Origin of the sequence: Paenibacillus rigui, assembly GCF_002234615.1 — a bacterium.
In the GTDB taxonomy this organism is placed as follows: domain Bacteria; phylum Bacillota; class Bacilli; order Paenibacillales; family NBRC-103111; genus Paenibacillus_S; species Paenibacillus_S rigui.
In genome coordinates this window covers 193,015-215,151 of record NZ_NMQW01000013.1, presented here as the reverse complement: position 1 = coordinate 215,151, position 22,137 = coordinate 193,015, and the positions used below count along the sequence as shown (strand labels likewise).

The 22,137-nt window shown below is 53.0% G+C and carries 23 protein-coding genes and 1 riboswitch; of the genes, 21 read left to right on the top strand and 2 right to left on the bottom strand.

The features are described 5' to 3' along the window. The 3 genes from CF651_RS32220 to map all read left to right on the top strand — a co-directional run. Nucleotides 1-1,935, top strand: a 1,935-nt coding sequence (locus CF651_RS32220; protein ID WP_483869980.1) for a coiled-coil domain-containing protein, incomplete at its 5' end; no start/stop codon positions are given. Between the two features lie 9 nt (nucleotides 1,936-1,944). Then, entirely contained in the window at nucleotides 1,945-2,493 is a 549-nt protein-coding gene (locus tag CF651_RS09655) for a CvpA family protein (RefSeq protein WP_094014664.1), read from the top strand. 138 nt (nucleotides 2,494-2,631) lie between these two features. Beyond that, nucleotides 2,632-3,378 carry a type I methionyl aminopeptidase gene (gene map, locus CF651_RS09650; protein WP_094014644.1) on the top strand — a complete coding sequence of 249 codons (747 nt, stop codon included), beginning with the start codon at nucleotides 2,632-2,634 and terminating at the stop codon, nucleotides 3,376-3,378. A 138-nt stretch (nucleotides 3,379-3,516) separates the two neighbouring features. Here map and CF651_RS09645 read toward each other — a convergent pair whose 3' ends face one another. Then, nucleotides 3,517-3,927 (bottom strand): cupredoxin domain-containing protein, encoded by a 411-nt coding sequence (locus tag CF651_RS09645; RefSeq protein ID WP_094014643.1) that lies wholly within the window; start codon nucleotides 3,925-3,927, stop codon nucleotides 3,517-3,519. Nucleotides 3,928-4,167: 240 nt separating this feature from the next. Further along, a complete protein-coding gene (locus tag CF651_RS09640) occupies nucleotides 4,168-4,536 on the bottom strand; it encodes a phage holin family protein (RefSeq protein WP_094014642.1) in 369 nt (122 codons plus the stop codon). A 258-nt stretch (nucleotides 4,537-4,794) separates the two neighbouring features. Between CF651_RS09640 and CF651_RS09635 the strand changes: the two genes are divergently transcribed. The 18 genes from CF651_RS09635 to cobS all read left to right on the top strand — a co-directional run bounded on the left by CF651_RS09635 (nucleotide 4,795) and on the right by cobS (nucleotide 22,132). After that, on the top strand, nucleotides 4,795-7,164 hold the full coding sequence (locus tag CF651_RS09635; protein WP_094014641.1) for an endonuclease MutS2: 2,370 nt from the start codon (nucleotides 4,795-4,797) through the stop codon (nucleotides 7,162-7,164). Between the two features lie 140 nt (nucleotides 7,165-7,304). Further along, nucleotides 7,305-7,982, top strand: a complete 678-nt coding sequence (locus CF651_RS09630; protein ID WP_094014640.1) for a PspA/IM30 family protein — start codon at nucleotides 7,305-7,307, stop codon at nucleotides 7,980-7,982. Between the two features lie 114 nt (nucleotides 7,983-8,096). Continuing rightward, nucleotides 8,097-8,516: a DUF350 domain-containing protein gene (locus tag CF651_RS09625; RefSeq protein ID WP_094014639.1), complete on the top strand. Its 420-nt coding sequence runs from the start codon at nucleotides 8,097-8,099 to the stop codon at nucleotides 8,514-8,516. Between the two features lie 162 nt (nucleotides 8,517-8,678). After that, entirely contained in the window at nucleotides 8,679-9,158 is a 480-nt protein-coding gene (locus tag CF651_RS09620) for a hypothetical protein (RefSeq protein ID WP_094014638.1), read from the top strand. Nucleotides 9,159-9,330: 172 nt separating this feature from the next. Next, nucleotides 9,331-10,641 carry an MFS transporter gene (locus CF651_RS09615; protein ID WP_094014637.1) on the top strand — a complete coding sequence of 437 codons (1,311 nt, stop codon included), beginning with the start codon at nucleotides 9,331-9,333 and terminating at the stop codon, nucleotides 10,639-10,641. A 93-nt stretch (nucleotides 10,642-10,734) separates the two neighbouring features. After that, the gene (gene cysK, locus CF651_RS09610) at nucleotides 10,735-11,667 is read left to right on the top strand and encodes a cysteine synthase A (protein ID WP_094014636.1); all 933 of its coding nucleotides are present in this window, start codon (nucleotides 10,735-10,737) and stop codon (nucleotides 11,665-11,667) included. A 154-nt stretch (nucleotides 11,668-11,821) separates the two neighbouring features. After that, entirely contained in the window at nucleotides 11,822-12,103 is a 282-nt protein-coding gene (locus CF651_RS09605; RefSeq protein ID WP_094014635.1) for a hypothetical protein, read from the top strand. 253 nt (nucleotides 12,104-12,356) lie between these two features. Continuing rightward, nucleotides 12,357-12,848, top strand: a complete 492-nt coding sequence (locus CF651_RS09600) for an Lrp/AsnC family transcriptional regulator (RefSeq protein WP_094014634.1) — start codon at nucleotides 12,357-12,359, stop codon at nucleotides 12,846-12,848. A 17-nt stretch (nucleotides 12,849-12,865) separates the two neighbouring features. Continuing rightward, nucleotides 12,866-14,071: an aminotransferase class I/II-fold pyridoxal phosphate-dependent enzyme gene (locus CF651_RS09595; protein WP_094014633.1), complete on the top strand. Its 1,206-nt coding sequence runs from the start codon at nucleotides 12,866-12,868 to the stop codon at nucleotides 14,069-14,071. A 128-nt stretch (nucleotides 14,072-14,199) separates the two neighbouring features. After that, nucleotides 14,200-14,466 (top strand): aspartyl-phosphate phosphatase Spo0E family protein, encoded by a 267-nt coding sequence (locus CF651_RS09590; protein ID WP_094014632.1) that lies wholly within the window; start codon nucleotides 14,200-14,202, stop codon nucleotides 14,464-14,466. Nucleotides 14,467-14,558: 92 nt separating this feature from the next. Further along, nucleotides 14,559-15,083, top strand: coding sequence for a hypothetical protein (locus CF651_RS09585; protein WP_094014631.1), 525 nt, complete (start codon nucleotides 14,559-14,561; stop codon nucleotides 15,081-15,083). Nucleotides 15,084-15,091: 8 nt separating this feature from the next. Then, nucleotides 15,092-15,290: riboswitch (cobalamin riboswitch) on the top strand. A gap of 166 nt (nucleotides 15,291-15,456) precedes the next feature. Next, nucleotides 15,457-16,512 carry an ABC transporter substrate-binding protein gene (locus CF651_RS09580; RefSeq protein WP_245855813.1) on the top strand — a complete coding sequence of 352 codons (1,056 nt, stop codon included), beginning with the start codon at nucleotides 15,457-15,459 and terminating at the stop codon, nucleotides 16,510-16,512. After that, the gene (locus tag CF651_RS09575; protein ID WP_094014630.1) at nucleotides 16,513-17,547 is read left to right on the top strand and encodes a FecCD family ABC transporter permease; all 1,035 of its coding nucleotides are present in this window, start codon (nucleotides 16,513-16,515) and stop codon (nucleotides 17,545-17,547) included. Between the two features lie 53 nt (nucleotides 17,548-17,600). After that, nucleotides 17,601-18,407, top strand: coding sequence for an ABC transporter ATP-binding protein (locus CF651_RS09570; RefSeq protein ID WP_245855812.1), 807 nt, complete (start codon nucleotides 17,601-17,603; stop codon nucleotides 18,405-18,407). A 70-nt stretch (nucleotides 18,408-18,477) separates the two neighbouring features. Next, a complete protein-coding gene (gene cobT, locus CF651_RS09565) occupies nucleotides 18,478-19,539 on the top strand; it encodes a nicotinate-nucleotide--dimethylbenzimidazole phosphoribosyltransferase (RefSeq protein WP_094014629.1) in 1,062 nt (353 codons plus the stop codon). A gap of 67 nt (nucleotides 19,540-19,606) precedes the next feature. Further along, nucleotides 19,607-20,311 carry a bifunctional adenosylcobinamide kinase/adenosylcobinamide-phosphate guanylyltransferase gene (locus CF651_RS09560; RefSeq protein ID WP_094014628.1) on the top strand — a complete coding sequence of 235 codons (705 nt, stop codon included), beginning with the start codon at nucleotides 19,607-19,609 and terminating at the stop codon, nucleotides 20,309-20,311. Between the two features lie 25 nt (nucleotides 20,312-20,336). Further along, nucleotides 20,337-21,323: an adenosylcobinamide-phosphate synthase CbiB gene (cbiB, locus tag CF651_RS09555; RefSeq protein ID WP_094014627.1), complete on the top strand. Its 987-nt coding sequence runs from the start codon at nucleotides 20,337-20,339 to the stop codon at nucleotides 21,321-21,323. Continuing rightward, a complete protein-coding gene (cobS, locus tag CF651_RS09550) occupies nucleotides 21,296-22,132 on the top strand; it encodes an adenosylcobinamide-GDP ribazoletransferase (RefSeq protein WP_094014626.1) in 837 nt (278 codons plus the stop codon). Before cbiB ends, cobS begins: the two co-directional genes overlap by 28 nt. Nucleotides 22,133-22,137: the final 5 nt, after the last annotated feature.

Here is a 22,137-nt window from a genome sequence, read left to right as displayed (position 1 = left end):
CTCCAGCTCCGCTGCGGTGCTTTGCTGGCAGGCCGTCTGGCCAGCCAGCAAAGCACCGCAGCGGAGCTGGAGGAGCTTAGCCAGCTGCAGGAGGCGGAGCTGGCCGCGCAAGCGGAGCAGCTGAAGGCGGCACAAGCGGAACGCGATCGCCTGGAGGCGGCGTATCGCAGCGAGCAAGAGGCGGCAGCTGCGCGGGAGCAGGCTGCAGCCGAGCTAGCGGCGAAGCTGGCGGAGCGGGAGCGCGAAGCGTCGGAGCTGGCAGGCCGTCTGGCCAGCCAGCAAAGCGCCGCAGCGGAGCTGGAAGAGCTGAGCCAGCTGCAGGAGGCGGAGCTGGCCGCGCAGGCAGAGCAGCTGAAAGCGGCGCAAGCGGAACGCGATCGCTTGGAGGCGGCGTATCGCAGCGAGCAAGAGGCCGCAGCTGCACAGGAGCAGGCCGCAGCCGAGCTGGCAGCGAAGCTGGCGGAGCGGGAGCGAGCTGCCGAAGATTTAACTCAACGCTTGGCAGAGCAGGAGCGCGCCATCGCAGCATTGGAACAACGTCTCACCGAGCGGGAGCGTGACGCAGCCGAGCTTTCGCAGCGTCTGACAGAGAAGGAACGGGAAGCGGCTGAGCTCGAGGAGCTTGGCAATCTGCAGGATGCCGAGCTCCAGGAAAAAGCTGATCAGTTCAGCAAGCAAATTGAACAGATGCAGGAGCAAATCCAGCTGCAGCAGCAGGCGTACGAGGTTCAGCTGCAGTCCAATCAGGAGCTGCAAAGACAGCACCGCGAATCGGGACTATACGCCGCAGAGCTGGAGCAGCAGGTTCAAGAGCTGCAGGGGCTGCTTCGTCTGGTTGACGAAGAACTTGGCAAGCAAGCAGAGCAGACCCGCGTCTTCGAGGAGCGTATCGCCCAGCATCAGCGTGAGCAGGAAGCCGCAGCCAGCCAGCAGGCAGAGCTTCGCGGGCAGTACGAGAAAGTACAGCAGCTGCTTGACAACCAGCTCGAAGAGCTGCAGCTGCAATTGGAGCTGTACGCCGAGCTTGAGTCCAAGCACGGGGAACTGCAGAATCAGCTGGCTTCGTTGGAAGCAAGCAGCAGGGTAGCGTTGGAGGCGCGCGACGAGCGCCGCATGGAGCTGGAGGCACACCTTGCTCACCGGGAGCTGCAGCTGGAAGAGCAGCGGCAGCAGATTGCGGTCCTGCAAGAGGAGCAGCGGGGGCTGCTCTCCCAATTCCGGGAGCAGCAGGCGTATCATCTCCAGCTGCAGGAAAGTGCCAGCCAATGGCAGCGTCGCTGCGACGAATTGACGACGCAAGCGGAAGAGCTGCGTAAGCAGCAGGGCATGCAGCGGGAGGAAATCCAGCTGCAGGAGGAGATCTACAACGAGCTGGAAGGCCAGTTTAACGAGTTGAAGGCCCGCTTGAATCAGCAGGAGGTATCGTCAAGCGAGCAAATAAGCCGCCTTCAGCAGCAATGCGACGCTCTTCAGGAGCGGCTTCAAGGCAAGGCGGAGGCGGCAGCGGCCGTAGAGGAACAACTGCAGCAGACGGCCGAGCAAATTGCTGAGTGGGAAAGCCGGTACCTGGAGCAGCTGGAGCTGAACGAACGTTTGGAACATCAGCGGAGCGAGCAGCAGCAGCGGCTCGACGAGCTGGACCGGCAGTGCCGTCACTGGCAGAGTCTGAATGAGGAAATGTCTGGTCAGTCGGAGCAAATGCGCGGGCAGTTCCGCTCCCAACAGGAAGAGCTGCAGCTGCAAATCGAGTTATATAACGAGCTGCAGGAGCAGTATGAAGAGCTGGGACGACAGCAGCGTGCCATGCAGCAAGAATACAATGACCACCAGGAACGGGCACAGCATGTATTCACCGAGCTGAGTGAATTGAAGTCGGAATATGAGAAGCTTCAGGTCGAATACAATGAGTGGATCGAATTGGTGGAGAAGGAATAGCGAGTGGGAATGAACGGATTGGATTGGGCGGCGGCAGTCATACTCATTGCCGGTACGGTGATGGGATTTTACCGGGGGCTTGTCAGCCAATTGGTTTCGGTAGCGGGCTTGATTGTCGCTTACCTTGTTGCTTTCACCTTTTACAAAGATGCGGCGCCTCTGCTTGCCGAGGCGCTCTCTTTGCCCTCTTACGCTTCTTATCAGAAATATGAGTATCTGGTTAAGGGATTGCATCTCGAAACGTATGTGTACAATGCGATAGCTTTCGCGCTGCTGCTGTTCGGCGTGAAGCTTGTCATGAGCATCGTAGGAAGGGTGTTGAACTGGATCGCTTTGACACCGGGTATCAAGCTGATGAATCAATGGAGCGGGGCCTTGCTCGGGCTGACAGAAGCCTTATTGCTGATCATTGTGGCGGTGCAGGTCATGACGGTACTGCCGAACGATTCCGTTCAGCAGCTGCTGAAGGGCTCCAAGTCCACTCCCTACATCCTGAATCTGGTGCCATCCGTTTCGGACAAGCTGCACGAGCTCTGGGATCAGAAAAAGACCGCCTGATGGACGGTCTATCCTGTTCAGGGTTTGACAATGTCCCCTTTCATTCGATATAGTCAATATAATAACGATACTAAAAATGCACGATTGCCTTGATGAAGGCGTTCGTGTTTTTTCATCTAGAGGGGGCACTGCAAGTCCATGATTACAATTAAGTCCATGGAAGAAATTCAACTTATGCGGGAAGCGGGAAAGCTTCTGGCAGCCTGCCATCAGGAAATCGCGAAAATCATGAGGCCGGGCATTACGGGGCTGGAGATCGATAAATTCGTAGAAGAATACTTGGCGAAGCATGGAGCGACACCGGAGCAAAAAGGGTTTCACGGCTATCCATTCGCAACGTGCGCATCGGTAAATGATGTCATTTGTCATGGATTCCCGAATAACAACCCGTTTAACGACGGGGATATTGTCACGATTGATATGGTCGTTAATTTGAACGGCTGGCTTGCCGATTCCGCCTGGTCCTACGCGGTCGGAACCATTTCACCCGAGGCGCAGCGGCTGCTGGACGTAACAAAAGCATCGATGTTTAAAGGGATTGAGCAGGCAGTTGAAGGAAACCGGATCGGCGACATTTCCCATGCGATTCAAGTGTACGCGGAAGCGGAAGGTTTTTCGGTCGTGAGGGAATTTATCGGCCACGGAATCGGACAGCAAATGCACGAGGAGCCGCAGGTTCCGCATTACGGGCCTCCGGGCAAAGGGCCGCGGCTCAAAGAAGGCATGGTCATTACGATTGAACCCATGCTGAATATTGGCGGCTACCGTTCCAAGACGGATGCTGACGGTTGGACAGCCCGAACGCTGGACGGAAGCTTATCCGCGCAATATGAGCACACGATCGCGATTACTAGTGAAGGTCCAATGATTTTGACCCAGCTCTAATGCAAATCGAACGTAGCGGGAAGCTCGTTCCCGTGAAGCGAACGCATTTGTTTTGTTTTTGAATTTCATCTCATGGATATGAAAAAAGAACGACCAAGGCTTTTTAGAGGCCTCGATCGTTCTTTTTTTGTTCTTATTTTAGGATTCGACAATCAATTTGGCTTTCATATTCAAATGGCCTTGTCCGCAAGGAACGGAGCAAATGATGTCGTAAGTTCCCGCTTTGTCGGCTTTGAACGTTTTGGTCAAAGTATTACCGCTCAAGTTAACGTTGAAATCTTTAATTTGTGCGCCATGCAAGCCTTCTTTGTTCTCCAGTGTTACTGTAACGTCTTGACCCTGCTTCACTTTGTATTCAGGCTGATCGAACTTCCAGTTTGTCGCGGTAAGCTTGATGTTTTGAGCTCCTCCTGCCGCTGCTCCGCCAGTGGTTGTTCCCCCTGTTGTCGTACCGCCGGCTGCCGGCGGCTGTGCCGTTTCTTTTTTACCGCAGGCGGAAAGCGCGAAGACAAGACTGATAGCAAGTGCTAATACGATAAGCTTTTTCATTGTAGATACCCCTCCAACAATTTTTTATCTCACTAAACCCATCATACAGGATATGACAGGCGATTACAGTGACGAAGCCGTGACAAAACATGGAATCTTTTTTGAAATATTCTTTTTTATGCCTGTCCCAAAAAATATAGGAAAAATCAGTCATACGATGCTCCGCAGACTGATTTTCCTTTTGGCTAATGGATGCCGGGTTCACTTGCGTTATCCAAGACAAGGCAAGGCGATAAGACATTATCTGTTTTTACCGCGTCCGCTTGTTCCCTGCTCGAACGGTGTTTTCACAGGAATGAACAAGTCGATGATCCCGATCACTAAAGCAGCCAAAATAGCACCAATAAAACTCGTCTTCACACCACTGACAATGAACTGAGCCAGCCAGATAATGACCGCGCTCGTAATGAAGCCTACGATCCCGCGGCCGAACGGAGTAATCCGTTTTCCGAATATACCCTCAATTACCCAAGCGGCGATAGCAATAACCAGAGCAAGGAAAAATGCACTCCAGAAACCACCCACTTCAAAAGCCGGTACGATCCAACTCACAACCATCAGCACCAAAGCAGACACGATAAACCTGACAAGATGGCCAAGCAAATGCATCAGCTGATACCTCCTTTTGAGAATGATGAATCCTGAGGGTCTTCAGGAAGAAGACTTAATGTCAGTAGCTAAGAAAGTGTTCGACGAGAACACATTTCAATTGGTGCACATGATATTATAACCAGATCGGATCGTCTTATGTATCCAGCTGAGGGCCGGAAGTAAAGAATGGTTTTAGTTGAAAATTCGCTTATGACTTTGGCGTACGATATAATATAATGAATAGGTCTGTGACGGAAAGAAAGGTAGGAAGAGCAATTGAACAGCAAAATATTGAAGACTTTGGATTATGCGTCCATCTTATATAAGTGTGCCCAGCATGCAGAAACGGCGCTAGGCAAAGGCCGTGTCGAAGCGCTTCTCCCCAGCGGCGATTTTGAACAGGTCAAGCTTAGGCTGAAGGCAACCGACGAAGCGGTGAATGTCAACCGGTTAAAAGGAAACGCTCCATTCGGCGGGATCCGCGATATTACTTCGTCCGTGCACCGCGCCCGTATCGGAGGCGTATTGAACCCAACCGAGCTGTATGACGTGGCGAATACAATCTACGGCGGCCGCAGGTTAAAACGGTTTCTGGTGGAGCTTCAGGAGGAGTACCCGATTCCATCGCTGGTCGCTATGGCGGAGCTGATATCAGAGCTGAAGCCGACGGAAGACCGGATCAAGCAATGCATTGACGATAACGCCCAGGTCGTCGACTCCGCGAGTGTGGAGCTGGCCAAGATTCGTCAGGAGCTCCGTGGCAGCGAGACACGGGCACGCGACCGTTTGGAGCAAATGGTACGAACGCCATCCATCCAGAAAATGCTGCAGGATAATCTGGTAACTATTCGTAACGACCGGTATGTGCTGCCGGTAAAACAGGAATACCGCAGTCATTTTGGCGGGATGATTCATGACCAGTCTGCCTCTGGGGCGACGCTTTTTATTGAACCGGAAGCGGTCGTTCAGCTGAATAATCGGGTACGTGAACTGAAGCTGAAGGAAGAGGCTGAGGTCGAGAAAATTTTACGCATGCTGACAGCGCTGGTCGCCGAAGTGACGGAGGAGCTGCTGGCGAACCTCGAGTCGCTCGGAGAGCTCGATTTTATATTCGCAAGAGCCGGCCTGGCGCATGAGATGAAGGCGACGCTGCCTATACTCAATGACCGTGGCTTTATCAAAATCAAACGCGGACGTCATCCGCTTATACCGCAGGACAAAGTCGTTCCTTTAGATATGGAGCTGGGCAACCGCTACACGACGATTATCGTCACAGGACCCAACACCGGAGGTAAAACCGTCTCGCTTAAGACGATCGGATTGCTTTCGCTGATGGCCATGTCGGGCATGTTTGTTCCTGCCGAGGAGGGGAGCCAATTATGCGTCTTTGATGCGATATACGCAGATATTGGCGATGAACAGAGCATTGAGCAAAGCTTGAGTACATTCTCGAGTCATATGACGAATATTATCCGGATTCTGAAAGACATGACGCCGAAAAGTCTGGTGCTGCTGGATGAGCTGGGCGCGGGAACGGACCCTGCCGAAGGATCGGCGCTTGCGATTGCGCTTCTGGAATATATTCACCGCATGGGCTGTCGCATCATTGCCACAACGCATTACAGCGAGCTGAAGGCTTACGCCTTCGACCGTCAAGGCATTATCAATGCGAGCATGGAGTTTGACATTGCGACGCTAAGCCCGACTTACCGGCTGCTCGTCGGCGTGCCGGGCCGAAGCAACGCTTTTGCCATCGCGGAGCGGCTCGGCCTAGCGAAGCCGATTATCGACCACGCCCGCGGCGAGGTCGGAGAAGAGGATCAGCGCGTGGAATCGATGATTGCCACGCTGGAGGAGAACCGGCTGACCGCGGAGGCCGAGCGGCAGACCGCCGAGCAGCTGCGCCGCGAGGTCGAGAGCCTGCGCGCCAAGCTGGAGGCGGAGCAGCAGCGCTTTGCCGAGCAGCGCGAGCGGATGTTCGAGCGCGCGGAGCAGGAAGCGCGTGAGGCCGTAGCCAAAGCACGGCGCGAGGCGGATGAAATTATTACCGAGCTGCGCCGCATCAAGCGGGAGGAGGCTCTGGGGGTCAAGGACCATCAGCTGAGCGATGCGAAGCGCAGGCTTGACCAAGCCGTGCCGGAGCTGCGCTCCAAGAAGTCGGCAGACAGGTCGGCCAAGAGCAAGCCGGATAAGCTGGAGGCCGGGGATGAGGTGTTGGTGACCAGCCTCCGTCAGAAGGGCCATATAGTAGACATCATTAACGATACAGAAGCGACGGTCCAGCTTGGCATTATGAAGATGAAGGTGCAGCTGGCCGATCTGGAGCTGGTTAAGGCTGCATCCACGGCCGTGAAGAAGCCGCAGCAGACCGCTGCGAGCGTCAAGCGGACACGCGACGAGAATGTCCGGATGGAGCTTGATCTTCGGGGCTCGAATATCGAGGAATCCATTATCGAGGTGGACCGCTTTTTGGATGAGTCCTACTTGGCGAATTTGGGTCAGGTCTACATTATCCATGGAAAGGGCACGGGCGTGCTGAGGACCGGAATTCAGGAGTTTTTACGCAAGCACAAGCATGTCAAAAGCTACCGTATCGGCAACTACAACGAGGGCAGCACAGGGGTAACCGTTGTCGAGCTGAAATAAGGCGCAAAAATATTTTGGAGCTCCATGAAACTACCTTTTGTTTGTTTCGTATGTATAAGTGTGAACATCGATGTTAGTGCACTTTCGAAAGTTACGGTTTATAATACAAATAAATGAGAAATCATGGGAGGCAATGACTTATGGGGATTTTTAAAAGATTGCGTGATTTGACTGCTGCTTCGATTAACGATTTGTTGGACAAAGCTGAAGATCCGGTAAAAATGCTGAATCAGTTTTTGCGCGATATGGAAGAAGACATTAATGAAGCCGAAGTGGCGGTAGCGAAGCAAATCGCCGTTGAGAAGAAATTCAAGCAGCAGTACGAGGAAGCGCAGGAAATGGTGTCCAAGCGTGAAGAGCAGGCATTGAAAGCTCTGGAGCAAGGCAACGAAGACTTGGCCCGCCGCGCGCTGCAGGACAAGAAAGAGCATCAAACTCGCTTCGACGAAATGAAGAAGCAGTATGATACTGCCAAGACGAACGCTGACCGCCTTCGCAATCAGCTGTCCGAGATGAAGGATGAGTTCACGAAGCTCAAAAACAAAAAGGACTTGCTGATCGCCCGCGCCGAAGCGGCTAAAGCACAAAAGCAGATCAATCAGGCTATGTCCGGCTTCGGTACCGACAATGCAGCCAAAGGCTTTGACCGGATGTCCGAAAAGGTGCTGCAAATGGAAGCAGAAGCGGAAGCAAGCAACGAGCTTCGTTCCAAAAACCGCAGCCTAGACGACGAACTCGACCAATTGGGTAAAAACGATGGTGTGGATGATGAGCTTGCAGCGCTTCGCGCGAAGCTTCAAGCCAAAAATCAATCCTAATTGCATAAGCATGAAACTTGGGGTAGAGACTGCAGCGTTAGCCGCAGTCTCTTCCACCGTTGTTATAGAATCCCATGATTTGACAAGATCTTCATGAGGGTGAGGTCGTGAACGTTGAATGAAGAGGTGGATGTATTGTTGGCGAATCCGTATATTGAGACATTAGCTTTTTTCTCTGTGGCGATAGTCGCCCTGATTGTATTCCTGGCCATATTTGAACTGGTAACCAAATACAAAGACTGGGAAGAAATCAAGAAGGGCAACCTGTCGGTGGCTATGGCGACCGGAGGTAAAATTTTTGGTATATGCAACTTGTTTCGCTTTGCTATCTTAAATAACGATTCTTTGCTGCATTCGTTAATTTGGGCGGGGTACGGATTTGTGCTGCTGCTTGTCGCTTACTTTATTTTTGAGTTTCTGACGCCTTATTTTAAAATTGACGAAGAGATTCAAAAGGACAATAAAGCGGTGGGGCTTCTCTCCATGATGATATCCATTTCGATTTCTTACGTGATTGGAGCGAGCGTGACTTAACCCTGAGAGCTTGGATATGACGCAGGAGGCAAGAGAATGAAATATTTATGGGGCAGCTTGTTAGTGCTTGCGCTTGTTTTTTTGGGTGTAGGCGTCTATTATTTTATTAATCATGCATAAGCTGATGAAGCTCTTGTAATTATAGAATCGGAGGAATGTGGGATGCCGCAGGAGTATGATCACCTGTGTCCATGGTGTCAGACTGAAATCGTGTGGGACCCGGAGATCGGACCGGAGGAAACTTGCCCGCACTGCTATAACGAGCTGGGACAGTATCGCAGTATCAAGCTTAATGTGAACCCATCCGGTCAAGAGCGGACGTTCGATGAGCTGGAAGACTACAACGATGAAGAATACGATGCAATGGATGATTATGAAGAGGGCGTCCAACGGGTATTGGATACTCAGGAGGAGGCGCCGGAATGCTCAGCTTGCCAAAGCTTGATGCTGCTGGCAGGCCAACAGCCTGCGTCGCCAGGCTTTAAGCCTTACGTTCCGCAGAACGTCAAGCAGGCAATTTTGAAGCCGACACATGCAACCCGTGTGTATGTATGTCCTTCTTGCTTTAAGGTCGAGCATGTGTTATCCGAGCAGGATCGGATGGGCCTGATCGAGCTTTTGAAGCAGCTTGGCAGCAAGTAAGCTAATTCGTTCGTTTTATGGCAAGTAGAAATATCACCATAGGTTGGTAGACCATGAAGGAATCTTCCCGCGCAGCGTGAGGATTCCTTTTTATGTATGTGCTCATGTTTTTTGCTTGAGGGGGAAGGTTAACAGAGACGTAACGTCCTAATCCAACAATTCAGGTGAGCTTATGCATTCGGGAACAAAGCATTTTCCGCAAAAATGGGTTCGCAGCGCGGACCAGCGTTCGGCATGGCGCTATAAGAACGAAGGGAAGCAGGGATCGGCACCAGGCACCAAAGCCAAGGCTCCGCTTACCGCGCAATCCCGCTTGCTGCTGACAGTGCATGGCTTGGTCGCTGTGGCTAACGCTTTATCAGGCACGTTTGTTAATGTATACCTGTGGAAAGCGAAACAAGATTTTACGCTGATCGGCTGGTTTACGCTGATTCATCATTTGACGATGGCCATCACCTTCTGGATGGCGGGCAAATGGGTGAAGGAGCATAACAAAATGAACTGCCTCCGGGCGGGGGTTGTCGTATCGGCGCTGTTTTATTCGGCGGTGCTGTGGACGGGTGATCGGGCGGCTGATTATTACATTGTGCTCGGTATCATTCAAGGGATGTCGGCAGGCTTTTTTTGGCTGGCCTTTAATGTCGTTTACTTCGAGGTGACGGACCCCGGCAACAGGGACCGGTTCAATGGCTGGGCGGGGCTTCTCGGGTCCGGAGCGGGGATGCTGGCACCATGGATTTCCGGCTTTCTGATCGTTCATATGAAGCAGACGAGCGGGTACCGGCTTATTTTTACAATTTCGTTAGTCGTCTTTGTCGTGGGTGTTATCTTCAGCTTCTTTCTGAAAAAAAGAAAGTCCGAGGGCCATTATGAATGGCTGCTGACTTGGCGCTGTTTGAAGGAAAAGGGGACGGCCTGGCGAACGGTTTCCCTGGCGCTCATTGCCCAAGGGGTGCGGGAAGGGGTTTTCGGCTTCATGATTGCCTTGCTGGTCTATGTGCACACGGGCAGCGAGATGAAGCTGGGCAACTTTTCTTTGGTTACCTCGGCCGTCGCCTTGGTAAGCTTCATGATTGCCGGCCGTTTGTTGAAAAACAAAAACCGCAGGACAGCGATGTTTATCGGGGCGCTTATGATTGTCTTGATTCTGGTCCCTTTTTTCTGGAAGGTGAATTTTACGACTTTGCTTATTTTCGGCATTGGCGCAGGGCTGTTCTTTCCGTTGTATTCGATCCCTATGACTTCAACCGTGTTTGATTTGATCGGCAAAAACCCGGATAGCGTTAAGCGCCGCGAGGAATATATTGTTCTTAGAGAGCTGATGTTAAATGTTGGCCGGATTTTGGGTACGGCGATATTTATTTTCGTGGCCTCGAAAACGACGGCTCCCGTGGTTATGAACTGGCTGCTATTCGGAATCGGCTGCGCACCGCTGATTTCATGGTTTTTTATGAGCAGAGAAGCGCTCAAAAAGAGCGCATGAGCCGCGCTGCCTTGACAAAATGGCTGCTGCCGCTACAATTAAGGACATTAGAATAATAGAGCGGCAGTGCCTGTTTGGAAGGAGCGTACACAAATGACCAACAAAAGAAGACTGATGGTAAACAGCGTTACGGAACTGATTGGGGATACCCCTACGGTTCGGATCCGGAGATTAGCGGGAGAGAACGATGCGGAAGTGTATGTTAAGCTCGAATATTTCAATCCAAGCGGAAGCGTGAAGGACCGTGCGGCGTACAATCTGATTGCTCAAGCCGAAAAGGACGGCATTCTGAAGACGGGAGCTACGATCATTGAGCCGACAAGCGGCAATACAGGCATAGGGTTGGCCATGAATGCGGCAGCCAAAGGCTATAAGGCGATCCTGGTCATGCCGGATAATATGACGAAGGAACGGATCAATATTTTAAAAGCGTACGGCGCCCAGGTGGTGCTGACACCGGCTGCAGAACGGATGCCGGGTGCGATTCAGAAAGCGTTGGAATTGAAGGATCAGATCGCGGACAGCTTTATTCCGCAGCAATTTGAGAATACAGCAAACCCGGATATTCACCGCGTGACAACCGCACTTGAAATCGTCGAACAGATGGAAGGAAACCTGGATGCGTTCGTTGCTACGTCAGGTACGGGCGGTACCATCACAGGGACGGGTGAAGTGCTGCGTGAAAAAATTCCCGGCATTCGGATTTATGTAGTGGAGCCGCAGGGTTCACCGGTGCTATCGGGAGGGAAGCCGGGGCCGCATAAATTGGTTGGGACAAGCCCGGGCTTTGTCCCGGCGATTTTGAACACCGGTGTGTATGATGAAATTATACAAGTTTCTGATGAGGACGCGCTTCGTACCACGCAAGAGCTCGCCAGCCAGGAAGGGATTTTGGTCGGACCTTCGTCGGGAGCTTCCGTATGGACCGCCTTGCAAATCGCCAAGAAGCTTGGCAAAGGAAAGCGTGTGCTATGCATTGCGCCGGATACGGGCGAGCGGTATTTGAGCATGGGAATTTTTTCATAGCATCGTTTCAAGATTTATCCTCATCGGAGGACAAAGGCATCTCTTAGGAGGTGTCTTTTTTGGCCCAAATTCCATAAAATACATTGCATAATTATTCATATATATGTATAATTATAAGTAAAGAGATATTAACTTATGGAAGGTGATCTTGAGGATGAAAATCGCACTGGACAATGTAGCTCCTACGCAGGATGCATTTCAACAAATGCTTTCTTGTATGAAGGAGGAGTCGGGAACGGATGCGGATCTTCAGTATGAAATATATTGTAGCAGTCCTTATGTGATTGCGGCATATGACCAAGGCAAGCTGGTAGGCGTAGGCAGAGTTGCTGCGGAGCATGAAACACAGAGCGGATGTCAAATCGCAGTATTGAACCCTTATCGTGGCCGGGAGATTGAAGACTATATGAGAAAGCTGCTATCGGTTCATCGCTAGTCAAGTAGACTTTCTCATGGATTCTGCTCGCATAAATTAACGTTTAAATAAATCATGAAGCCCAAGGGGACTGGTTCCTTTGGGCTTTTGCTGCTTCAGCCCAAGCTCACTTAATTTTGCTTTGCAAAAAAGGAGTTGTTAGGTGTAATATGAAGTAATAATTTAATTATTTCCCGAGTATAAGCGCAAACTTAAGCTTATGCTTACGAAGAAAGTTTTGCTCTAGCAAAACTCCTAGGAGGATCAACCGACAATGGAACAATTTAAAATGCGCATCATCGACTTGCTGAAGGAAGACGCCAGAAGATCGCCTGCACTTATCGCGACGATGCTCGGCGCCTCCGAAGCGGAAGTGGCGGAAGCGATTAAGGCCCTTGAGGACTCGCACGTCATTGTAAAATACGCGACGGTCGTCAATTGGGCCAAAATAGACGATGAAAAGGTTACCGCCTTGATTGAAGTACAAATTACTCCTGAGCGCGGCCGCGGCTTTGATGCGATTGCGGAGCGCATTTACTTATACCCTGAAGTGAAATCGGTCTACTTGATGTCCGGTGCCTATGATCTGCTAGTGGAGATTGAAGGGAAAACGTTGAAGGAAGTCGCTTCGTTCGTTTCCAACAAGCTGTCTCCTCTTGATCGGGTGTTATCGACAAAAACGAACTTTATTTTGAAGAAATACAAGCAGGACGGCATTACCTTTGAAGATCACCAGGACGATCGCCGTATGCTAATCTCGCCGTGAAGGACGATGAGCTTATAATGATTAATCAAACAGAAACAGAAAAACAAGGCACAACTAACAAATCCATGTCCGGTTACCTGGCTCCTTTGGTTCGTGAAATTCCTCCTTCCGGCATACGGAAGTTTTTCGACCTTGTGAGCGGCAGCAAAGATATTATTTCCCTCGGTGTAGGGGAGCCGGATTTCAGCACGCCCTGGCATGTACGCGAAGCTTGCGTTTATTCCTTGGAACGCGGGAATACGAAGTATACGCCGAATGCCGGTTTGCCGGAGCTGAGGGAAGCGATCGGCGAATATTTATATGATTCGTTTCATGTACCCTATGAACCGGCTGATGAAATTCTGGTAACGGTTGGCGGCAGCGAAGCGATTGACCTGGCTCTTCGTGCACTCATCGTGCCTGGCGATGAAATTCTCATTCCGGAGCCATGCTATATCTCCTATTCTCCGATTACGAAGATTGGCGGGGGAATTCCGGTCGGCATCGAAACGTTCGCCAAGGACAATTTCAAGCTGACGCCGGAATCGTTGAAAGCAAGCCTGACGCCTAAATCCAAAATTTTGATTCTTTGCTACCCTAGCAATCCGACCGGCGGCATTATGACTTACGAGGATTGGCTGCCGATCGCCAAAATCGTTGAAGAGCATGACCTGATCGTCATCTCGGATGAAATTTATGCCGAGCTTACCTACGAGCAGAAACACGTCAGCTTTGCCTCGATGCCCGGAATGAAAGACCGCACGATTTTGGTGAGCGGCTTTTCCAAGGCGTTCGCTATGACTGGCTGGCGGATGGGTTATGCATGCGGACATCGGGATCTGATCTCTGCTATGCTCAAAATTCATCAATACACCGTCATGTGTGCACCGGCTATGGGGCAAGTGGCAGCGATTGAAGCTTTGAAAAACGGGATGGAAGAAAAAGATCATATGATAGAGTCCTACAACCAGCGCCGCCGGCTGGTCGTTCAAGGCTTCCGCGAGATCGGGCTGACGTGTCATGAGCCGCAGGGTGCATTTTATGCGTTCCCGTCCATTGTGTCCACCGGCTTAAGCTCGGAGGAGTTCGCTCAGCGGCTGCTATATGAAGCGAAGGTAGCAGCAGTGCCCGGCAACGTATTCGGACTGGGCGGAGAGGGCTTCGTCCGCTGTTCTTATGCCACATCCGTCAACCAATTGATCGAAGCGATCGATCGAATCGGTAATTTTATTCAAAAATTGTAAATTCGACAAAAAAAGCCATTTGCAACCTCGGAAAAAGCTGGTATCTTTAATAGTAAAGAAGTTTCACAAGGATTCGTTCTATGAAACTTCCTGAGTCTAAAGATATGTTTTCTAAGGAGGGATGACAAATGGCTTTTCCGGAATATCAGCTTCGGCACTATTTACAGATTGGTTGGATTCGCGAGAAAGATCAGCAAGCCAAGTGGATTTTTGGAAAAAAGAAGCAATCATCTTCTGCCTTATCTTTAGAAGAAGAAATATATAAATTACGTGTTGAATTGGAAAATAGGGTCCAAATAGACAAAAGCCTAACCTCGCCTGAAGTCGTAGAGATCAGCATGATGCTGGATAAAAAAATAAATGAATACATGAACCGTAACAAGAGGAACCGATAGATTCGGTTCTTCTTCTTTTTTTGAAAGAAGCGTTCAATGTATGATATGATGTGGCTAATAGAAGAGCTTTTTCAACAGATAGGGGAGAGACGATGAAAGGGAAATTGCTGTTGATCTTCATGCTGCTAACGCTGCTGCTTGCAGGCTGTGGAGGCGGACCGAAGGCGGATGTGCCTATTTTTATGATGGGACAAAATGGGGTTCCCAATGAGGTCGGGGACAAGCTCCAGTCCGCACTGCAAACGAAGCTGGGACAAGCACCTACCGTCAGTGTATTGACCGTGCCCGTCTTCTCGATGGAGAAGCTGATCGTAGAAATAGCGGCTGGAGATAATGGAATCATCATCGTACCGACGGAGCAGTTTAATGTCATCGGCAAGCAGGGTGGCTATGTTAGCCTGGACGATATCGCGAAAAAAGAAGATTTCCCTGCAGGCGTGCTGGAGCTGCCGGTTGAAGGGAAAACAGAGAAGCATTTGTACGGAATTCCTCTGGAGCAGACCAAATGGTTTACGGAGCTGAAGCTGAACGGGAAGGACCTGGTTGCCTTCGTTCCGGCGAACGCCAAAAATCAGGATAAAGTAATGCAAGTCATGAAAGTGATTGCGCAGAAATAAATGGTATTTATTTCATAGATCGAACAGGTGCTTATTCGCAGCCTTAGCGTTTAAGTTAAAAGGGAAGCCGGTGCAAATCCGGCACGGTCCCGCCACTGTTAATGGAGATGACCCTCAACAAGCCACTGCTTGCAGCCGCTAGCGGGAAGGCGAGGATGTCTGCTTTTCTCCATAAGTCAGGAGACCTGCCTGTACGAATGAAGACTGTCCCTTTCGAGGAAAAAGGTGCGTCGCGTTCCGAGCGTACTCTGTTGCGTCTTGATGGGCAATGAGGAACACGCTATGGATTCGTTATGCCCCTTTGTTTCTTTTCTTTTTATGGAGAAGGAATGAAGGGATTTTTTATGAGCAAAGTGAAGGAGAGACTAGGAGCATGAAAGCATCGAGGGATATGAAAAGAAAGCAATGGATGAAGCAAGGACTCACAGCTATGCTGGGGCTAGCCTTGGCGTTAAGCGCCGCAGGGTGCGGGGAAAAGCCGAAGACGCCGGGTACGGGAGAATTGATCGATCCGCCGAAGGCCGGCAGTACGGCGAAGCCTGATGGCCAGTCCGGGCAAGGTCAAGGTGCGGCACCATCGGCGAAAGCAACGGCTTATCCGCTGAAGGTTAAGGATGCGACGGGAACCGAATTTACCTTTGAAAAAGCGCCGTCCCGCATCGTTTCGGTATCGCCGAGTGAGACGGAAATGCTGTTCGCTCTAGGGCTGGGGGACAAGGTTGTCGGTGTGTCCGACTATGATGATTACCCGGCTGAGGCAGCGAAGAAGCCGAAAATGGGCAGTATTGTAAAGCCGAATGAGGAGGCGCTTCTGGCGGCTAATGCTGATGTTGTGCTTTCGGGTGTATCTCTGCCTTTGCCTGCCGTTGAGAAGCTGCGCAGCCTGAAGGTGAGCGTGTTCAAGGTGGATCCGAAGACGGTCGATGATGTGATGAACAATATGATCATGTTCGGGCAAGTGTTCGATAAGCAGGAGCAGGCCGAGAAGGTTGTTGCGTCCATGAAAGCAGAGCGCCAGAAGGTCGTCGATGCTGTCAAAGACCTCAAGCCGGAACAAAAGAAGCGGGTCTTTATCGAGTTTTCACCGGGCTGGACGGTCGGTAAAGGGGAATTTATGGATGAGCTGATTACCCTCTCCGGTGGAATTAATGTTGCTTCCGACGTCAAGGGCTTTGCCAAGATGGATGAGGAAAAAGTGATTGCAGATAATCCGCAGGTGATTTTATATCCGAATCATTTAATTGATGAAAACTCCAAAAAATCGATGGATCAAATCATTAAGGGACGCAGCAGCTGGGCGGGTGTGGACGCCGTCAAGAACAATAAGCTGGTTGGAGTGGATCAAAATTTGATCAGCCGTCCGGGGCCCCGGATTACGCAAGGCTTACTGGAGATTGCCAAGGGGATTTACCCGGAATTGGTGAAATAGATGAAACGGAAGCTTTGGTTGTGGGGAGGGGGCGGGAGCCTGCTCCTGCTGCTCTGTGCTTCGATCAGCCTTTCGATCGGTTCTGTGCATTTGCCGTTATTGCAGGTATGGGGTATCCTTGCCCACCATGTCCCTTGGCTCGGTGAACGAGTGCCTGTCGAGTGGCAGCCGTCGGCGGAACAAATTATATGGAGGGTACGCCTACCTCGTGTGGTGCTGGGGCTTCTGGTTGGCGCATCGCTTGGGATTGCAGGTGCCGCCTTTCAAGGGGTGCTGCGCAATCCGCTCGCGGACCCCTATACGCTTGGCGTATCGTCAGGTGCGGCGGTTGGAGCATCGTTCCTCATATTAACCGGCCTGCAATTCGCGGTATTCGGCACCTGGTCGGTACCTATAGTCGCCTTTATTACGGGCGTGATCTCGCTTTTGATTGTGATTGCACTGGCTCGAACGGACGGTAAGCTGCAAAAGGAAACGATCATTTTGTCAGGGGTTGTCATGCAGGCCTTTCTTGGCTCCTTCGTTTCTTTGATGGTTGCGATGTCCAAGCAGGTCATTAATGAGATTGTATTTTGGCTAATGGGAAGCTTGTCGCTGCGCGGATGGTCTTATTCCGGAGTCTTATTTCCTTATCTGGTCGTTGGAGCGCTCCTGCTATTGAGCTATGGCCGCACCTTGAACTTGTTCGCTCTCGGCGAACAGCAGGCAGCCCATCTGGGAGTCCATGTCGAGCGTACGAAGCTTGTCGTGCTTGTCGGGGCTACGCTCGTTACCGCGGCAGCGGTGTCCGTGTCCGGTGTCGTTGCCTTCGTGGGCTTGATCGTACCGCACCTGCTTCGTCTGCTGCTGGGCGGCGATTATCGTTTGCTGCTCCCGCTTTCTATGCTGGGAGGTGCCTTGTATGTTCTCTGGGCGGATACGCTGGCCCGCACGGTGCTGAGTCCCGTTGAGATCCCGCTGGGCGTCGTGACCGCTTTGCTGGGCGCGCCTTTTTTCGCATACTTGCTTAGAAGGAACAAGAAGTCGGCAGGTTGACCGAAGTCGAACACGGTTAACCGTTTATTATCGAAAGCGAGGAGGACCGGTTGGTGGCTAACGGATGGATTCAAGCGGAAAAAGTCAGCCTGGCCTATGCGACCGGCCAGGTGCTGCATGACGTAAGCTTTGCCGTTGCCGCCGGCGAAAGCTTCGGCATTATCGGGCCGAACGGCAGCGGGAAATCGTCGCTGCTGAAGCTGATCTCCGGCGTGCTGAAGCCGACAGCCGGGGAATTGAGGCTGGAAGGCAGGCCAGCCCATCTGCACCCGCGCAGGTCTTTGGCGCGCTGGATGGCGGTGCTGCAGCAGGATGCGCTGCCGCCGCTCGATTTCACCGTCCGCGAGGTCATTGAAATGGGAAGGTTCCCATTTCAAAACTGGCTCGGCGACGAAAGGAACGGCGATGCAAGGCAGCTGATCGACACGATTGTCGATCGGCTGCAGCTGCAGGAGCTGCAGCATCGCAGCGTGAGCCAGCTCAGCGGCGGAGAGCGGCAGCGGGTTGCGCTAGGCAAGGTGATGGCGCAGCAGCCTCGGCTGCTTCTTCTGGATGAGCCTACGACGTATCTGGACATCGGCTATCAGGTCCAGATGATGGAGTGGATCCGGCGCTGGCAGCAGGAGGAGGAACTGACCGTCGTCGCCGTGCTGCACGATCTGAACCTGGCCGCCCAATATTGCGGCCGTCTTTTGCTTGTACAGGCGGGACGGGTCGTCAGCATCGGACAGCCGGAGGAGGTCATTCGGCCGGAGCTGCTGGAGCGCGTGTACGGGACGCAGCCGATCGTATTGCCGCATCCGGCAACGGGCGTACCGCAGGTGCTGCTGCACGGAGGCGGAGCGGAGCACGAAGCTTAGAAGTTCTGAGAATAAGCGTTGGAGCGATGAAATCGTTTTGAGAAAGTAGATATCGAAGGGGAGTAAAAGGATGAATACATTGGAACAAATGATTTCGGGCATTCAGCCGTTGAAGGCGGAGGCGGTGGAAGCCGCGAGCCTGCATCTGGATTCTTTAACGAAGCCGCCGGGAAGCTTGGGGAGGCTGGAGGATGTAGCGCGTCAGCTGGCAGGCATAAGCGGCAGGACCATTCCGGAGCTCGGCAAGAAGGCGGTTATCGTCATGGCCGGGGATCACGGCGTGTGTGAGGAAGGGGTCAGTGCGTTTCCGGCGGAGGTAACGCCTCAGATGGTGCTCAATTTCTTGAACGGCGGGGCGGCGGTTAATGTGCTGGCTCGTCATACGGGAGCGGACGTGGTCTGTGTCGATATCGGCGTCAATGCCGATTTGGAGCACCCGCAGCTCGTTTCCCGCAAGGTTCGCAAAGGGACGCGCAATATGGCGGTAGAGCCAGCCATGACGGAGCAGGAGACGGTGGACGCCATCCTTGCGGGTGTGGAGATCGTTGAGGAGCTTGTCGGCAAAGGCTACACGATGTTTGCGACAGGTGAGATGGGCATCGGGAATACGACGCCGAGCTCTGCGATTCTTGCGGTGCTGACGGGCACCGATGTGGGAGTCACCGTTGGCCGCGGCACCGGTATCGACGATGAGCGGATGCGCCATAAGCAGACGGTCATCGAGCGCGCCATTGAGCGGAACCGGCCCAATGCGGACCAGCCGGTCGATGTGCTGGCCAAGGTCGGGGGCCTGGAGATCGCCGGGTTGACCGGCGTTATTCTGGGGGCCGCGCTGCACCGCTGTCCCGTCATCATCGACGGGTTCATCTCCTCGGCAGCGGCGCTCGTCGCAAGCCGGATTGCGCCGCACAGCACGGCCTATATGCTGGCGTCGCATTTGTCCCAGGAGCAGGGCCATGCGCTGCTGCTGGAAGCGATCGGCCTCTCGCCGATGCTGCGTATGGATATGCGGCTCGGGGAAGGCACGGGAGCGGTCCTTGCCTTTCCGCTGATCGAAGCCGCGGCGAAGATCATGCAGGAAATGGCCACTTTTTCCAGCGCAGGTGTCAGCACGGCTTTGGATTCGGAATAATCGGTCAGCCTCTCCTGGAGAGGAATGGCCTGGTTTCACATGTCCACTACATAAGGAGGAGAAAGTGATGCTGGTACTCATTACGGGCGGTGCCCGCAGCGGTAAAAGCTCTTTCGCTGAACAATATGCCGCGAAGCTGGGACAGCAGGGAATGTATATAGCCACGGCTCAAGCGTACGATGAAGAAATGAAGGAACGGATCGGACTGCACCGGCAGCAGCGGGAGCAAGGAAATTTTCGTTGGCATACGGTCGAGGAGCCTTTTGCTCTTGCAAGCCTGTTAATGGGCTGGAGCGGGGAAACGACCGAGGGAAGGCCTCGGGAGCAGCGGAAGGAGCTAGACGATGCATTTTTTGCTGAAGCGTCAGGTCGGGAGAACGAAGCAGCGGCATGGAAGGAGCTGGGGAATGGGCTTGCGAGCTCTGTTGTACTCGTGGACTGCTTGACGCTGTGGCTATCGAACTGGCTGCTGCGATATGAGCGGGAGCCGGATGTGGAGGCACGCTTGAGCGGGAAGGTAGATGAACTGGTGGCTGCCTGCAAGCAGTTCGCCGCTTCAGGAAAGCATCTGCTGCTTGTTACGAATGAGGTCGGCTATGGTCTTGTACCGGAATATAAGCTCGGCCGGCAATTTAGGGACGCTTCGGGTCTAATGAACCAGCGTCTGGCCCGTGAAGCGGGGCAGGTGTTTCTGGTGACGTCCGGCATTCCAATAGAGCTAACCAGCCGAAGATTCCGTTGGGATAAAGGCGGCAAAGGCATCGGGGATTGAGCTTGATGGATAGGTGGGGACACGGTTGTTGTATTATTCATGGAATGAAACGGCATGGATGCTGCTGGCAGCCATTGTCCTGGATTGGTGGATCGGGGATCCGCGCTGGCCTACACATCCGGTCATCCGGATCGGGCAGTGGATCGGCTGGTGCGAGTCTGTGCTGAGAGGGAAGACGGGTTCGCCGAGGCCGGCTGCTGCGGAGCGGGGACGAGGTATCGTGCTGACCGCTTTGACGCTGGCGATTTCTTTTGCCGTCATATGGCTGTTGATTTGGGGAGCGAAGCAAATTCATCCGTGGCTCGGCTATGCGGTGAACACTTGGTTCATCTCCACAACGATCGCTATAAAAGGGTTAAAGGACGCGGCTATGCAGGTCGTTCGCCCCTTGGAGCAAGGCAATATGGAGGACGCACGCAAATATGTAGGCTATATTGTCGGAAGGAACACATCGCAGCTGGATGAATCGGAGATTACCCGCGCGACAGTGGAAACGGTAGCGGAAAACACGGTGGACGCGGTCGTTTCGCCCTTGTTCTATGCGCTGCTTGGAGGGGCTCCGCTAGCTATGCTGTATCGTGCGGCGAATACGCTGGACTCGATGGTCGGCTACAAGAACGACAAATATATCCACTTCGGCTGGGCCTCCGCCCGCTGGGATGATGTGATGAATTGGGTGCCTGCCCGGCTGACCGGAATGCTGCTGGTTCTCGCTGCCGCTTTTCGTAAGGGGAGTTCCCCTGTAAGAGCGGTGCAGGCCATTCGCCGCTTTGCCCGGCTGCATCCGAGTCCGAACAGCGGCATCCCTGAGTCGGCCGTAGCCGGTGCGCTCGGCATTGAGCTGGGTGGAACCAACGTGTATCACGGGCGCACAAGCGAGCGGGCCCGGATGGGCTGGCCGCTGCGGGAGCGGAACCGGGACGATATTGTACGGACGGTCGGCATGCTGTATACGGTAAGCTATATGATGGCGGGAGGGTTGGTATGCGCGCTCTGCTGGACTTTGCTGTAAAAGGATCGGCAGCCTGCGCGGCTGCCTTTCAATTTCTAAGCCGGCTTCCGGTGCCGGTCACACTGCATTATGACCATGCGATGTTTCGCCGCAGTGTCGTGTTTTATCCGCTGGTAGGAGCGGTATTGGGCGTGCTGCTCAGCCTGGGAGGGCTGGTGCTGCAAAGCGTCCTGCCTCCGCCGGCGGCTGCGGCTTTTATGGTCGTGCTGTGGGTTGCCATGACCGGAGCCCTTCACTTGGACGGACTGATGGATACGGCGGACGGGATTCTCAGCCACCGCCCCAAGGAGCAAATGCTTGAGATCATGAAGGACAGCCGCGTCGGTGCAATGGGCGTCGTTGCCTGCGTCCTGCTGCTCCTGTGCAAATGGACGCTGCTTCAAGCCTGGTTGCCGCTTTCTGCAGGCGGCTCACTGTTTGTCCTGCCTTTGGTCACGCTGTGGAGCCGTTGGTATATGGTTCTCGCAATCGCTTGCTGGCCCTATGCGCGTGTGGGACCGAATGGCGAAGCGGAGGGACTCGGGGCTTTTTTTCGCGGACTGGGATGGAAGCATATCAGCCTGCATACAACGATGGCGCTGCTGCTGTCAGCCCTGCTTGTCGTCTGCTCCGGGCATTCGCTGCTGTCGGTGCAGGGACTTGGCATCTTGGCTATAGCAGCTGGGGCCTCGGGCATTAGCGGCTGGGGCTTGAGCGCATATTTACATAAAAAGCTTGGCGGACTGACGGGGGATACCTATGGTGCCATCAATGAATTGCTGGAATTGGTGCTGCTGCTCATCCTGTACGGGGGACTGCAGCTGAATTAAGCTCG